Here is a 13,627-nt window from a genome sequence, read left to right as displayed (position 1 = left end):
AAGTATTATAGTGAAATACATGAAGGTTGTGACGCTAAGAGTTCCAGAAGACATGCTTAAGAAGATAGATGAAATAGCAAAAAAGGAAGGGATAGAAAAATCTGAAGTTATTAGGGAACTTCTGAAGATTGAGCTAAGAAATAAACTCGTAGAGAATGCTTTAAAGGCGTATAGGGAAAGAAAGGTTTCGATGTGGAAAGCTGCTAAAATAGCCGGACTAAGCTTGTGGAAATTCATTGAGATTTTAAGAGAAAGGGGCATCGAAATTCAATACGGTATTAGAGACTTAGAGGAAGATCTATCCTGATAGTTTCGAACGCTTCACCGCTTATATACCTTGCAAAGGTTGGAAAGCTGTACCTGCTAAAAGAACTGTTTCAGACCGTTCTAATACCTAAATCCGTCTATGATGAGGTTGTTATAAGGGTACGGATAAAGGTTTTCCAGATGCTAAAGTTAAAGAGCTGTTAAAGATGGCTGGATAAAGGTCGTTGAAGTTCAAACTGAGAAGGAATTCGATGAGATTGAGAGAGGTGAAGCCAAAGCAATAGAATTCGCTCTAAGGGAATCATTAGAATTGCTCGTTGACGATTCTACAGCAAGAGTGGTTGCATCAAGCTTAGGAGTTAAACCCATCGGAACTCTTAGAGTTTTGTATTTGGCCGTTAAAAACGGCTTAATTTCAAAGGATAGTGCTGAAAAATACTAAACATAATGATCAGAGAAGGGTTTAGAATATCAATCGAAGTATATTCAAGATTTCTCGAAGAATTAGAAAAGGTATAACATGCCAACGAACAAACTCAAACTCTTCATTTTTTACTCCATTTATGGATTTGAGATTCTATCAAGGGTTCTGTAGAAGAGGTTAGCAACCTCAGCATTAACCCAAAAACCCTTTTTAACGATACTCTCAAAAGTCTCGATACATTCCCTTTTGCTTAAAATTCCCTCTTTATAAGACTTAAGGAGTATGTATATCGTTCCTTTTCCGTCGATTCCATACATCTTGGCAAATTTCTTTGCATCGTCATCATCTGACAGGAATATTCTATCGTTAGTGTCCAAACACAGTGCAATACATTCAATTTCTCCCAAGCTCAATCGAAAATTTAGTTTCTTTAGATGCTCTTTGATACTATTTACTGTTTCTACCTTAGGCTCGTGTACGAATAAGAATTTGCCTATTTCCGCTCTAACTCTTAAAGCATCCTCAAATTCTTTTTCTTCACCTTTTATTACAACTTCACGGTAAACAGCGGATGGAATTTTCAGTGAGCCATAGAGCTCCCTTAACAAATACAACTTTCCAACCTTTCCCAGATATATAAGGGGAGATGAATTCACTACGGGCATTAGAGATCATCCAATTCTGCTTTAATAAGTTCTACATCCATTCTAAGTGTAAATCCTCTCTTCTTCAGCTCTTGATGAAATTCTTGTATTGTTAATCCTGCTTCTTCAGCAGCAGCTCCTTGAGAGAGTAATCCCCTCTGATACTTCTCAATTGCTCTCTCAATTTTGTACTCCTTGAGTCCCTTATCAACAATCTCTCGCAAAACCTCTGAAACTAGCTTTCCCTCTTCTTTAGCTATCCTTTCTATCTCCTGAATCTTATCTTCTCCCAACCTGATCGTCTTAACTTTCATATCAATCGTATGCTGTCAGAATACATAAGTGTTATTCCCTCAGTACAAATCAAGAATTATTATACAAAAGTAAGAGCCATTTTCTGTTTTTTTTGCCAGTGCTAACGCTCCTATCTCACTAAAACTTAATTTTCTCATATTTGCAATCTCCTTAACTGTATATAACTCATCTTCACTTAGAATTGCAATCTTAATTCTTCCTTCATCTATTAGCTTTAACGCATAATCTACGAAATCGTATCCTTTCTCCTTAGCCTTTAGTAACTCCCCATAAACTCTTGGAGGAATGTAAAATTGCCTCTTAAACAGTTCTTCAAGGAGATAAAACCTCCTAATTTTCGAAAAACAGCTTAAAATATCTGTGTCGAGAACAATCATAAGTACTTTTCCAACTTCTTTACACGCTCTTCCATACCCTTAGAATCTACCTCCCGTCCAAACTTTCGACTAATGATTTCTCTAAATTCTACAACACCCATACTGGCTATCTCGGCTGCCTTTTCCAGCGAAATTTCTCCATCCTTGTAAAGCTCTACAGCTACCTCCAACTTAAGTTGCGGATTAACTTCAAACAACGCCCTTATCGCTTCCTTAAGCAATTCTTCCTCAGAATACTTTTTTAATAGCACACTAACCTCCTTCTCAAATGCTGATACCTTCAAACTCATTACTCATCATCTACTCCTGAAATATAGATATATTTTTTGGACCTTATCAATTTAAAGTAAAGCTAAATTTCAAAATAAGTTGAGCTAAGAACAGTGGAAAACCACTTATCAATAGTTACAACCCAAGAAACTGAAAGACAAATACTTAACTACGACGAGAAGTATCCTCACACCCCCCCCACAAGCTATCAGGTCTTCTGGAAGATTATGCGTAGTCTGTAGATCGAAAGAGTGCTATTTCTGTAACTCTTTCGCTTTTCTTATTGCTTCGATGATAACATCCTCTTTTATCCTAAAACCATGTCTTATTAGCTCGTCAAGAGTATCCAAAAATTCATCGAAATCGATTAAACCTCCCTCCAAAGCCTTCAATAGGACGAATATTGTTCCCCTTGGTTTCAAGCCGAGGAGTTTTGCGACAAATCTTGCTGGCTTTTCATCGACTAGGACTTCCTTCACTCCAAGCTTCTTCGCAAGCGATAGAACCGCTCTTTCCCCCGGGATGAAGCTTTATAGGTACGTCTATCAACTCCGTCTTCACTACTTTGATCCAACCCTCCTCTATAGCCCTCTCGACAACGTAAGCATCTGCCTTTTCCAGTTCCTTACCCTTATCTACAACCTCAACTTTTACCTCCTCCGGAATCACCACCTCGCTAAAAATCTTGAGTAATTCCAACTTCCCGACTTTAGCGAGGTATATTAATGGACTAGCGTTAGAAACGATTATAAGTCTTCAACATCCTCCTTCAAATCTTCCAACGTATAGGGAATGTGTACACCTCTACTCCTGACTTCCTCAATCATCTCCCAAAGGGATAGACCACATCTTTCAGCAGCTTGCCATAGTGTTATCTTACCTTCTTCATAATCCTTCAGACTCTTTTCGATCAGCCAATCCCTCACGGCCTTGGCTAAAAATCGTCTCATGACTGTCGATCGATCCATCCCCTCCTCCTTGGCTATCTCGTCGATAAGCTTCGCAAGTCTTTCGTCAACCCTTGTCGTCAACGTTACTCCCATGTATTAAACTTCTTATTCATCTTAATACTTAAACCTTAACCCCCTTAGTTGACGTGGAAACTTCGTAGCAACATGAACAATGAAATGCTATTCCTGCATAGTTGTTGAGAGTTAGTCGGGGAGTCCACGGACTGGTTCCATGTCAACTAAGGGGGTGTGGGTATCCCTTAATATCCTATGGTGGTACGTTATTATCTCTACGTCAACTAAAGGGGTAGGAGTTCGTCACTCCAACCCTAAATCCTCACTTTATGCGGGTTTTCCAAACCACCTCCAGCCGTCTAATCCCTTTCCAGCACACCAGCCTTACCAAGTTCACCCCCTCGGGGGCGGGGGCACACGTTTCTGCCTTTTTGTCATTCATGCAATTCCCTTTCCCGTACCCTGTCGCTCGAAGCATTCCCTTATCCCAACCCCCCAGCGGGGGGCGCTCCTCTCCGGGATCATGATTCACCCGGCGGAGCTTAACAACCCGCGTGGTCTTAACCCGCAACGCGGGTGTTCCCACACGGGCCGTTCGGGATCCACCACCCCTGTGGGGTGGCTGGGCGTCCGCGGAGAGATCCTCGAACCCCTCCGGGCTCCAGCGGAGCCTAGGGACGCCCCGGATCCCGAACGTAAACATTCTTACTTACTTAGGTATACACCAACACCTACGCCTCTACTAAGGTGATATTATAGCAAACGAATATTTAAACCTTCCTACTAACTGAAGCTAAAGCTCGTACTTGGATACGTCAATACCGAGTTCTTTAGCCTTTCCTATCAACTCTTCCAACTTCTTTCTCAATTCCCTCTTCCTTCCAACGTTCAAAACACCCAAACTCCTGTATTCTTCGTAAAGTCTCTCAAGCTCCTCAACCACGTCCGCGACCTCGCGGACTGGTTCAACTACTATACCCCTCTCAAGCTCGAAAAGCCTACGATAAATGAACTCAAGCTTCCTCGCCAAGCCCTCATCCAAGAGAATACTCTTCTTTCCAAATCTCTTCTCAAGCCTTCCCAGGATAGCCTTATACTTCCTAACATCTTTCTTACCAGCCTTCTTAACCTCCTCGTACAAGTTTTCGACCTCTATCCTCAACTGTAGCTCGTCCAAAAAGGGCTTGAGCAATCTTCTTTGGGATTTCACGACTTCACTAATCGCTTTGATCACGTCGTCCCCATCAACTGCTCCTTCCATCAGCTTACGGATAGCATAGTCGAGTAGTGCGTTAATGGCTACTTTCTTGGGTATGCCATACTGCTTCTTGACATCTTCCAGTATGGCCGCGACCTCGCCGCCCAAATATATGCTCGTCTTTATAACCCCTTTCTTATAATTCATGCTCATCCCTCCTAGATTCCGAAGATTACTTTGGAATACAGGGTTATATACTTAACTACAGAAGCACAGAACCTTAATAAACTAAAAGACGATGAGTACAAAATTGCTTGATAATCCGAGAAAACGATTTTCTTCTTTACCAAAAAGAAGTAATGAGAGCTGAGTATTCGCCCGTCACGGCTCGGATAAAGAATTAAGCCTTTTCCCGCAACCCCGGAAACGGAGATTCTAACCCCATTAACCCATAGAAGGCATGAGAGACTTTGAATCAGCTAAAATCGAAATCTGAGAATACATAAGGTAGCCCAATAAAAACGGTTTTCGGAAAAGCGAGAATTCCGCTCGAATTCCCGATCACTAACCCCTCGCAGGATCTAATCAAAAATACTGAAAATAGCAAAATTTCGTCCTCTAGAAATTCCTTAAAAACCCTTCAATTCGTGCCAGATTTTTATCTCCAATCGTTTGCACTTCCAAGTTCTACCAGAATTCCTCGTCGGGTTGATAAGAGTACGTCGTGGGTTTTTATTTGAGAGAAGAAATTAGGTGCCTCTAATGGACGGCGCTCGTAAATTATAAGCGGAGTCGATAAAAATCCGCGCGAGCCCCCGCAACCGCAAGGGATTCACGCCCCCGCAACCCAGCCAGAAACCCAGAAAATTTGTGCTACACTCTAGCACACTACGTCGTCAACAACACCAGTTGCGAGGGTCACTATACCTAACCCCCCCCCTCGCTGGGGGTCATACTCGAACCCTCGCACTATTGCCACTACTAGATACCCAGTACTGGAGAGATGTTTGTGAGTTGTAACCCAATTGGTTACTCGACCATATACATGGCCACTGTCACTAACCAATTAACCAATTGAGCTATCTGACTACTCTAGCCACTATTACCGCTTACTACTTTATCGTTACCCAATTGGCCACTCTTGCCACTCATCCAATTAACCAATTGAGCCACTCTACCACTTTTGCCACTTTAACCACTCTACCACTTCCACTTGGCCACTTATTGCCACTCAATTGGCCACTCGACCAATATACTTGGCCACTTTAATTACTGGCCACTTAACCAATTGAGCCACTTAGACCACTAGCCACTTTAATTATCGGCCACTTTAGCCACTAGAACCAATTTCCACTTGCCACTTCCACTCTTGCCACTTTTCTATTGCCACCAAGATTATTGGCCACTTGATTTTTCTTCTCTTCTGCCAATTTTCTTTCTTTTTTTCCTTTTCTTCTCTCTCCTTCTCTTTTTTCTTCTTTTTTCCTTTTTTCTTTCCTTTTTTATTTTCTTTTTTTATTTTCGCGTTGATTTTGGCTGGGGTTTTTGCTTCTTTTGGGGGGCGCGAGTCCGTTGTGGTTGCCAGTGCGGTTGCGTTGCGGTCGGGTCGCGAGGTCGCGGAGTGGGGTAGGAGGCTGAGGGTTCGCGGACGGGTGCACTTTGTATTAAGGGAGCACCGCGTCTGGAATAAACTAGTATATACTACTCAACCCTATTTAGTTATGTAGGACTTCGAATGTAACTAGGTAGGGAGTGGTGATGATGAGGGGGAATTGGAAGAGGTATGACAAGTCGGTTGAACGCTTCGTGAAATTGCTTGAGATGAGGAAAGAGTTGGAGGCACGGATTTTCAAAGCGCGTGGTTGGTCTACATACTTGTCTTACGACTATCTTCCACAAAACCCGAAGTATAGGGTAGAAGAGGTTGTTGAGATCAGTTCACGGATTTCTGATCTGATAAGGAACAGGGTAACGGGAAATCTGATCATTCACGGTGGTCCAGGGACAGGCAAGACGATGTCTTTCTTGATTGCGAAGAGAGTTGTTGAAGATTATTTGAAAGAAGAAGGGGTTAAGGATTACGAGATTGTCTATGTTGTTGCGAGGGGCAAGTGGTCGGCTTTGCTTTATTCGATCTGTCGTTATCTTGGGTTGGATGTACCTGAGAGGGGGATATCGCTTCTCAAGTATTTTGAATTGATTGAAGGGGCGGCGGAGGAGTCTTATCTTCACATTTGTATTGACAATTTTGACACTCTTCTCCAGCAGGAGCCGAAAGTTCGCGCGAGGGCGACTACTGAGCAGATGTTGCATCTTATGACGAAAACCCCTAACATGAGTTTTACGATTATTACTAGTAGGGTTAACTTGATTAAAGAGATTGCTGATTCGAGTGTTCTCAGTTTGCTTGATACTTTGAATGCTATCTATTTCAAGCCTTATACTTTTGAGCAGTGCAAGAATATCTTGCTTGAGAGGGTTCGGTTGGTTTTTGCTGATGGTGTTTTTGACGAGGAGGCTCTCGATGTGCTTGCGTTTCATGTTGCTAGGGAAGGGGGTGATATTCGCAGAGGGTTGAATTTGTTGAGGTTCTGTGGTGAGTATTTGGTGAAGAAGGGTCTGACGCGTGTTGATTCGGAGCTGATAAAGCATTTGATCGACAAGTACGATGTTAGGGGTGGCGGACAGCAGTTGATTGACGCTTTATCGCTATCTGATAAGCTCGTGCTCGTAGCTATATACCAGCTAATGAAAGAGTTGGGGTCGGATGTTGTGCACACTAATGATGTGTTCGAGCGGCAGGATTATTATCACCGGGTTATGGGTTTGCCCAGTATTGGTAAGAATTCTTTTTCCACGTATCTTACTCGACTTTCTACGCTTGGAGTCATAGAGATAAAGAGGAAGCGGGGATGGGGCGCGCGTAGTCCTAAAGTGTTTGTACGTCTTAACTGTCCGTCTAATGCTGTCAAATATTTGATTGAGAACGATCCGGACTTGGGGCCTGTAAGAGAGGTCTTGATGAGTTCTAGTGGTGAAGGAGGTGGCTCAGAGTGATGAAGCTACCGTACGAGTATAGTGAGAGGTTTTACAGGATTCTCGATATTTACGAGCAAACACGAGAAGGAAAATTGGTGCCACTAGACAAGCAATTCTGGGAGGATGTAGAGGCTGAAGTGAGGAAGCTAAAGAGGGACTTGGAGCTCCATTCTGACGATGATACCGCTTACGGTCAAGTTTTGGACGCTTATGCTACTTTGACTAGTGTTGTTAGAAGAATCATTGATGCTAGGATTTACAAGATCTTTATGTTTATTTTCAGGAGGCTTAATCCTCCGACTGAGCTTAGTGAACCAGAGCTTCAGCTCTATCACGATTTGAAGGCTCTTATTGAGGATTTCAAGGCCAAGCTCGTTCCTTCTCTTTTTGCCGTTGAGAGGAGTGAGTCAGAGGATAAGGAGGTGTGAGGCGTGGTGCTGGCAAAGGTTAAAACCGTACGTGTTAACGATTTCGAGGATGGGTGGAGGGAAACTGGCGGGATCAAGTGGAAGATTGCGAGGAGCAGTACTAACTACGTACTACAGATTCTAGTTATTTGCCCGTTATGCGGTAGGGTGGGTAATCTCTGGAGGACTAATAAGCGGAAGGGAAAAGGGTTCCTGATAGTTCACGATAGGGATAAGCACGATATCTGTCATGTCGGCTGGAGTCTTGAGCAGTACGATGTTTTGAAGGAGATTTACGAGTTCAAGCTTAGACATGGAAAAGCTTTAGTATTCGCAACTTGCAAGTAGATATGACGTGAGTATGTAAGGGGAGTAGTATAGAGAGATGTAGCGTGGTTACTAATGGAGGGTATAAGAAGATTTTCAAGAGTAGGCTTGCATTAGCACATCACTACGTACCAGACAGGCTATTATACAGGGAGGAAGAAATTAACAAGTTGAGATTATACTTGAGCTTCGCGTTGGAGGGGGATACGCCACCAAACGTCGTGCTCTTTGGTCACACGGGCACGGGTAAGACGGCAGTAGTGAAGTTCGTTTTAAGAGAGTTAAGAGAAAGACTTGAAACTGACGATGTTTTATTCGGTTACGCTGTAGCCTCAACATCTCCTGCGAAAACGCTCGCGGATGTGCTAACGGACATGGGTGTTGGCGTAAAGCACTATAGAGGGCAACTGTTGTGGGAAGTGCTGGACGTTTTTAAAGATGCTACGAGGGGGAGGATTGCTGTAGTCATCATAGATGAAATTGACAAGCTGATTTATGCTGGTAAGTCGGAAGAACTACTTTATCATCTAACGAGGACGATAGGTGTGAGTATTGTAGCTATTTCAAACAAGCTGTTCTTAGAGGGTAAGATTTCGGATGTGAGGGTTTTATCGTCTTGGAGACCACGAAAGATTCTCTTCAACCCCTATGATGCTGAACAGTTGAGGGATATATTGGAATACCGTGCGAGTTTGGGTTTTGAGGAGGGTGTTTTGGAAGACGATGTGATACCGTACGTTTCAGCGGTGACAGTACAAAATGGTGGTGATGTCCGCTTTGGTTTGGATGTACTGCTTACCGCTGGCGATCTCGCGATAGAGAGGGGAGTAGAAAAGATTGACGTGGATTTGGCTAAGGAGGCTGTAAGAGAAGTCGAAGACAAGTACGTACTAGATAGCATTAACAAAATGACAGACTACGAGAAGCTGTTATTGTTGGTTGTTCTCGTTAACGATTTCATATCGCCTTCAGAAGCGTATCAAAAGTGTAATGAACTAATTGAAAAGAAGATCTTCGAGGGTTTGGAAAAGAAAGCGTATAGAACGTGGGCTTTGTACAGGAACAAGCTTGAACTCATGGGTTTCGTGGAGTTAGTTAAGAAAGGCCAAGGCTTGGGGAGAGGGTGGAGATATTTCATAAAGTTTCCGGAATGTTATGATAAGTATACTGTCTTGCAAGCATTGATCGGGTCTCTACCATTGGTGAACAGGGATAATGGGGACACTTTGATTCAGCTTGCAAGAGTGCTACCACGAAGATAGTTCGAACAGTTGCAGAAGATAACTAACCTCTGGATCTCGTAGTTTGTTCGTTCTTAGCAATTCGGTTATTAGTTAAATTATTCATTAATTTTAATAATTTTACAACCCCCAAGCACACACAAATTGCAACTACTAATTCAGTGAACAGATCCTACAACAACCAAAACCCTCTTCTATACCATCTGTACAGTACAGATTATCTATACCATCTAGACATTAGCACACACAAATTACAACTACTACTTCGAAGAACCAAATCAACCCCACCCCCACTTATCTTCCAAACCTTCTAGAAAAAAGAAGCTCTCTCCTCTGACGACTTTTTTCATTCAACAAAACAAAAGAAAGTTCTCCCACTTCAATTCAACAATCTTCTTCTCCAACAACTTCTTTTTCTTCCAATCTTTTACAAGAAAGATCTTCTTCTCTTCTTCTTATAATTCATTTCTTTTCATTTATTTTTATTATTTTTCTTATATTCATAAATCTAGTCTCCTAATCTACTACACAATATACATCTATTTATAGGTTTTTACTTGACATATTATATTTCTTTCTCTATAAAAAACAATCTTATGTTCAAGAAGAGAAGAGAGGAGAAGAAAGATCTTCGTTAAAGAGTCTTAAAGAGAGAAGAGAGATCAAGAGAGAGGAAGCAATCTTTTTTGTGAATGATTTGAGGATGGGTTAGGGAGAGAGGGGATAGGGAGAGGGTGGTCGGCGACCTCGCGACCATCATCCTCCAACCACGTGACCCTTTCACTGAATTAGTAGTTGCAATTTGTGTGTGCTTGGGGGTTGTAAAATTATTAAAATTAATGAATAAATTATGAGGTTTGTTCTTTGGGGTTTTGACTTTGTTTGGGGGTTCCATATGTTTGGTGCTCGTGTTGTAGTGAGAGGTTTGTTTTTGCATGCAACTGAGGAACTTTTTAACTAGTCATCGATTAGTGTTTGCAAACGAGGTGTGGTAGAGAGGTCGCGGACGTGACACCTTAAATTAAGATGCTTAAATTAAGATGTATTTGTAAGTTAACCGCATTGAAATTGGATGAGGTCCTAGCTAATGCTTCGTAACAAATGCAAACCAAATCATATACAATATTTATAGTCTCGCATTAGTTAAGATAATGTGGGGGAGTACGAGGTAACCACGAAAATATCCTTCAGGAGGGTACCTTGCAGGCTAGAAGTAAGAGACGACCACATCTTCATAGAGACTCCCGATGGGGACGAGCACTACATTCCACTTGCTTCAATAACGACATTATCAATAGTCAAAGAAGACGGGACTGTAAACCTCGTACTGGCCCTCATCTTCATATCCTTGTCATTGGCGATCTCTCTAGTACTCACCAGCTTTAACACCCTACTAGTCCCTATTGTAGGGATCTGCCTAGCACTAATAGGTTTCACATTCCTAATGTTCTGGAAGAGTACGTATGGATCCTACAAACTGCACTTCGGTGGGACTAATATTTCAGTCGAGTCCAGACTGCCCAGTTTGCTTAGGAAAATAAAAGATGATGTCCTCGCCAAGAAGGCTGCAATGGTGTACGAAGCACTCCGCATTCTCGACACAGTCGAAGAACTAGATGAGGGGGGAAAATGTACTCTTCAAAATGAAATCACGAGACGAGAGGAGGGACATGAAGTAAGTCTTCCCAGCCCTTCTCGGTCCAATTATGGTCAAGGCTCTTTGAACTTTAGGTATCTCATACTTAACGCTCCTTCTTATCAGTTCCACATCCCATTCCAAAAAATCTCTTATTATTCTCCCCCACACTTTCCTCTCAATCATTGCCCTATTAACAATTCAAGAGTATTTAAATCATTGTATCGTTAATGATACAAGATACCTCACGCTGGATAATAACTGTTTCAAACCCTACCGAAAATCAAGATTTAGTTATATATTTCCGTGAAAACATACGACTCAAGATTGTACTTCTCTAATCGTACGACAAGACATATATGTTCTAACCCCCGTTATTATAACGGAGGTTATAATAATGGCGATTATACCAAGGAGAGAGCTCGAAGACGCTTTGAAGGATTACAAGTGGCTACTTATATACGGAAGAAGGAAAACGGGAAAAACATTTTACGTAAGGGAGAGGGCAAAATACGATAGATACTTCATAACCACGAGGAATAAGACACTCGTAGACGTTGATAAGGGGGAAGAATTTACCCAAAGAGAATTTCAAAAGATTTTACCCTTATTGATTAGAGAGGAAAGAATCGTAATTGACGAATTTCACAGACTTGACGAGCCCATATTTTCAACATTACAGGCTTTAAGTGGAAGGGGTAGAATAATTTTGATCACTTCCACAATGCATTACTTCAGAAACCTAATCAAAAGTCCGTTACTTGGACTACTCGAACTGAAAGAAGTTGGTTTAGTCGATCCAAGAGATGCTATAGCATTTGCACATCGACTTGGTTTAAGAGGAAAGGACTTGTTGGAAGTAGCGTGCATAGTTAGAGAGCCTTGGCTCGCTCAAAAGGTTGAAAGGTACAGGAGAAAGGTCATAGAACACATAAAAGAAGAGTTGAAAGTTTACGTTCCCTACCTAATAGGAGAAGTATTCACCGAAGAGGATGTTGAGCTGACTACGAGATACTCAGCAATATTAAGTTCTATAGCAAATGGCAAGGTGTACTCCTCGGAAATCTCAAGCTACTTGTTTTCAAGAGGTTTAATCGATAAGGACAATCCAGGATTAATCTCCCAATATCTGCGAAACCTCATTCAAATGGGACTGATTAAGGCTATACCCGTTGAAGGTAGGAGGAGAAAAGCCTTTCAGTATCGCCATGTGTCCCCTATCACAGATTTTGCGTATTATCTGAACGAAAAATACGGATTTTTCGAGGCGGATATAGACGAAAATAGGGTTAAGATGATTTTCGCCGAACGGATTCCTAAGTATATGGAATGGTTCTTTGAAGATTTTTTGGTTAAGATCTTTGGATTACAACCCGTAAAGATTGCAAAGCCTGAACTCGAAGTAGACATAGCCCTAAGAGAGTATAAAAGGATAAAAGTCGTTGCAGAGGTCAAATGGAAGAAAAACATTGACGAAAAAGAACTTAGAAGTATTGAGGAAAAGTTATCAAAGTTTAATGCAAGGAGAATTTTAATCGTCCCATGCAAAGATTCTCTAAAAAGATTCCCAGAAGATGTTGAAGTGTGGGATTGGTCAGATTTCTTAGAAATGCTTAAATAAAAAAGCAAGATATCGTTCTGGCTATCTGCTACTTTCGCGACGAAGGATCGTTGCAGATAACTTTTCCTCCTTAGATTTTCATTCAAGGGCTTTCGAGAGAATGATCCTCTTATCCTGAGAACTACCCAGCTATGGTAGAGGTTTTCTAAACAAACCGAATACGTCCTTATCTCCCTTTTTTAGCTCGACAAGTAATCCTCTCTCGCGAAAGAAGTGGCACAAATCTTTCTTAAGCTCTTCCCAGCCTGGCACTCTATCTATATCCTCCACGGCGAGTTCGAGCGTTAGAGTAAACTTGTAGGGCTTCTCAAATAGGTCTAAAAGCCTCTTATATTTCTCCACCACGTAATCGTCAGCAGGTCTAAACTTCTTCTCCTTAATTAGCCACTTCGCAACTTCGTAAACTTCCCTCGCCTCACTGAGCTTGTTCGGTCCATCCTTGTCCAGACCAAACCACAAAACATCTTTAATCCACTTTACCTCCCGTTTAAACGGGTTGATCTCTACCGCATGCCAGCAGTGTTCTGTAGAGATTTCAACGTTAAACTTCTCGACCGAGAGAATTTTCATAACTGCAGGCGGCTCGTTTCCTATTTCAGCAGAGATTTCATAAGTTCCCTCCTTATCAAACTCCTCAATACGAGGCGGGTAGTACTTTAAAGTCAGTGTAAGTTCATCTAAATTTAATTCGACGAGAACTTCCGCACTAACGTCCGAAATTCTGTATTTCCATCCCTTTTTCTTTATCTCCTCCAGTAGAGGATTAATCCAAGGATGAAACCGTTTCACATCGTCTTCACTTAAGTCAAACTCGCCCTTCAGCCTGACGGTGTATTTCATGGATTGACTACGAGTGCTATTGTTGATAAAGCTTTACTTAACTAAATCAAAAGAAC

At 41.8% G+C, this 13,627-nt stretch carries 17 protein-coding genes; 8 read left to right on the top strand and 9 right to left on the bottom strand.

The window, feature by feature from the left end:
• The first annotated feature begins 19 nt into the window (after window positions 1–19).
• Both ARCPR_RS05900 and ARCPR_RS10140 read left to right on the top strand, forming a co-directional pair.
• Window positions 20–307: a UPF0175 family protein gene (locus ARCPR_RS05900; protein WP_012940566.1), complete on the top strand. Its 288-nt coding sequence runs from the start codon at window positions 20–22 to the stop codon at window positions 305–307.
• Window positions 308–577: 270 nt separating this feature from the next.
• Window positions 578–709: a hypothetical protein gene (locus ARCPR_RS10140; protein WP_280959700.1), complete on the top strand. Its 132-nt coding sequence runs from the start codon at window positions 578–580 to the stop codon at window positions 707–709.
• Between the two features lie 119 nt (window positions 710–828).
• Here the strand turns inward: ARCPR_RS10140 and ARCPR_RS05895 are convergent, their stop codons facing one another.
• The 8 genes from ARCPR_RS05895 to ARCPR_RS05855 form a co-directional block, all read right to left on the bottom strand.
• On the bottom strand, window positions 829–1,356 hold the full coding sequence (locus ARCPR_RS05895) for a DUF3368 domain-containing protein (protein WP_012940565.1): 528 nt from the start codon (window positions 1,354–1,356) through the stop codon (window positions 829–831).
• Window positions 1,356–1,649 carry a UPF0175 family protein gene (locus tag ARCPR_RS05890; protein WP_012940564.1) on the bottom strand — a complete coding sequence of 98 codons (294 nt, stop codon included), beginning with the start codon at window positions 1,647–1,649 and terminating at the stop codon, window positions 1,356–1,358. Before ARCPR_RS05890 ends, ARCPR_RS05895 begins: the two co-directional genes overlap by 1 nt.
• 39 nt (window positions 1,650–1,688) lie before the next feature.
• Entirely contained in the window at window positions 1,689–2,027 is a 339-nt protein-coding gene (locus ARCPR_RS05885) for a hypothetical protein (protein WP_012940563.1), read from the bottom strand.
• The gene (locus tag ARCPR_RS05880) at window positions 2,024–2,317 is read right to left on the bottom strand and encodes a UPF0175 family protein (protein WP_012940562.1); all 294 of its coding nucleotides are present in this window, start codon (window positions 2,315–2,317) and stop codon (window positions 2,024–2,026) included. The genes ARCPR_RS05885 and ARCPR_RS05880 overlap by 4 nt, the downstream gene beginning before the upstream one ends.
• 234 nt (window positions 2,318–2,551) lie before the next feature.
• A complete protein-coding gene (locus ARCPR_RS05875) occupies window positions 2,552–2,776 on the bottom strand; it encodes a DUF3368 domain-containing protein (protein ID WP_048084493.1) in 225 nt (74 codons plus the stop codon).
• Window positions 2,754–2,966 (bottom strand): hypothetical protein, encoded by a 213-nt coding sequence (locus ARCPR_RS09375; RefSeq protein WP_148208687.1) that lies wholly within the window; start codon window positions 2,964–2,966, stop codon window positions 2,754–2,756. Before ARCPR_RS09375 ends, ARCPR_RS05875 begins: the two co-directional genes overlap by 23 nt.
• Before the next feature lie 77 nt (window positions 2,967–3,043).
• Window positions 3,044–3,340 (bottom strand): UPF0175 family protein, encoded by a 297-nt coding sequence (locus ARCPR_RS05865; RefSeq protein ID WP_012940560.1) that lies wholly within the window; start codon window positions 3,338–3,340, stop codon window positions 3,044–3,046.
• A 715-nt stretch (window positions 3,341–4,055) separates the two neighbouring features.
• Window positions 4,056–4,667, bottom strand: coding sequence for a hypothetical protein (locus tag ARCPR_RS05855; RefSeq protein ID WP_148208686.1), 612 nt, complete (start codon window positions 4,665–4,667; stop codon window positions 4,056–4,058).
• 1,554 nt (window positions 4,668–6,221) lie between these two features.
• On the opposite strand from ARCPR_RS05855, the gene ARCPR_RS05850 reads away from it, so the two are divergent.
• The 6 genes from ARCPR_RS05850 to ARCPR_RS05825 all read left to right on the top strand — a co-directional run bounded on the left by ARCPR_RS05850 (window position 6,222) and on the right by ARCPR_RS05825 (window position 12,731).
• Window positions 6,222–7,517: a Cdc6/Cdc18 family protein gene (locus tag ARCPR_RS05850; RefSeq protein ID WP_012940557.1), complete on the top strand. Its 1,296-nt coding sequence runs from the start codon at window positions 6,222–6,224 to the stop codon at window positions 7,515–7,517.
• Window positions 7,517–7,927 (top strand): DNA replication complex GINS family protein, encoded by a 411-nt coding sequence (locus ARCPR_RS05845; protein WP_048084487.1) that lies wholly within the window; start codon window positions 7,517–7,519, stop codon window positions 7,925–7,927. The genes ARCPR_RS05850 and ARCPR_RS05845 overlap by 1 nt, the downstream gene beginning before the upstream one ends.
• 3 nt (window positions 7,928–7,930) lie before the next feature.
• Window positions 7,931–8,254 (top strand): hypothetical protein, encoded by a 324-nt coding sequence (locus ARCPR_RS05840; RefSeq protein WP_012940556.1) that lies wholly within the window; start codon window positions 7,931–7,933, stop codon window positions 8,252–8,254.
• Window positions 8,255–8,298: 44 nt separating this feature from the next.
• A complete protein-coding gene (locus tag ARCPR_RS05835) occupies window positions 8,299–9,495 on the top strand; it encodes a Cdc6/Cdc18 family protein (RefSeq protein WP_012940555.1) in 1,197 nt (398 codons plus the stop codon).
• Window positions 9,496–10,627: 1,132 nt separating this feature from the next.
• Window positions 10,628–11,341: a hypothetical protein gene (locus tag ARCPR_RS09780; RefSeq protein WP_187286405.1), complete on the top strand. Its 714-nt coding sequence runs from the start codon at window positions 10,628–10,630 to the stop codon at window positions 11,339–11,341.
• Window positions 11,342–11,507: 166 nt separating this feature from the next.
• Entirely contained in the window at window positions 11,508–12,731 is a 1,224-nt protein-coding gene (locus tag ARCPR_RS05825; RefSeq protein WP_012940553.1) for an ATP-binding protein, read from the top strand.
• 129 nt (window positions 12,732–12,860) lie between these two features.
• Here ARCPR_RS05825 and ARCPR_RS05820 read toward each other — a convergent pair whose 3' ends face one another.
• Window positions 12,861–13,571 carry a hypothetical protein gene (locus tag ARCPR_RS05820; RefSeq protein ID WP_012940552.1) on the bottom strand — a complete coding sequence of 237 codons (711 nt, stop codon included), beginning with the start codon at window positions 13,569–13,571 and terminating at the stop codon, window positions 12,861–12,863.
• Between the last annotated feature and the right edge of the window lie 56 nt (window positions 13,572–13,627).

Source organism: Archaeoglobus profundus DSM 5631, assembly GCF_000025285.1.
Lineage (GTDB): Archaea > Halobacteriota > Archaeoglobi > Archaeoglobales > Archaeoglobaceae > Archaeoglobus_B > Archaeoglobus_B profundus.
Note: the sequence above shows the minus strand (reverse complement) of the source record. Positions and strands in the feature narration are given on the sequence as shown.

Excerpts from the sequence above, each read along its gene's own strand:
- ARCPR_RS05900 (WP_012940566.1), top strand. The coding sequence starts at position 20 with ATGAAGGTTGTGACGCTAAGAGTTCCAGAAGACATGCTTAAGAAGATA.
- ARCPR_RS05895 (WP_012940565.1), bottom strand. The coding sequence starts at position 1,356 with ATGCCCGTAGTGAATTCATCTCCCCTTATATATCTGGGAAAGGTTGGA.
- ARCPR_RS05890 (WP_012940564.1), bottom strand. The coding sequence starts at position 1,649 with ATGAAAGTTAAGACGATCAGGTTGGGAGAAGATAAGATTCAGGAGATA.
- ARCPR_RS05885 (WP_012940563.1), bottom strand. The coding sequence starts at position 2,027 with ATGATTGTTCTCGACACAGATATTTTAAGCTGTTTTTCGAAAATTAGG.
- ARCPR_RS05880 (WP_012940562.1), bottom strand. The coding sequence starts at position 2,317 with ATGAGTTTGAAGGTATCAGCATTTGAGAAGGAGGTTAGTGTGCTATTA.
- ARCPR_RS05865 (WP_012940560.1), bottom strand. The coding sequence starts at position 3,340 with ATGGGAGTAACGTTGACGACAAGGGTTGACGAAAGACTTGCGAAGCTT.
- ARCPR_RS05855 (WP_148208686.1), bottom strand. The coding sequence starts at position 4,667 with ATGAATTATAAGAAAGGGGTTATAAAGACGAGCATATATTTGGGCGGC.
- ARCPR_RS05850 (WP_012940557.1), top strand. The coding sequence starts at position 6,222 with ATGAGGGGGAATTGGAAGAGGTATGACAAGTCGGTTGAACGCTTCGTG.
- ARCPR_RS05845 (WP_048084487.1), top strand. The coding sequence starts at position 7,517 with ATGAAGCTACCGTACGAGTATAGTGAGAGGTTTTACAGGATTCTCGAT.
- ARCPR_RS05825 (WP_012940553.1), top strand. The coding sequence starts at position 11,508 with ATGGCGATTATACCAAGGAGAGAGCTCGAAGACGCTTTGAAGGATTAC.
- ARCPR_RS05820 (WP_012940552.1), bottom strand. The coding sequence starts at position 13,571 with ATGAAATACACCGTCAGGCTGAAGGGCGAGTTTGACTTAAGTGAAGAC.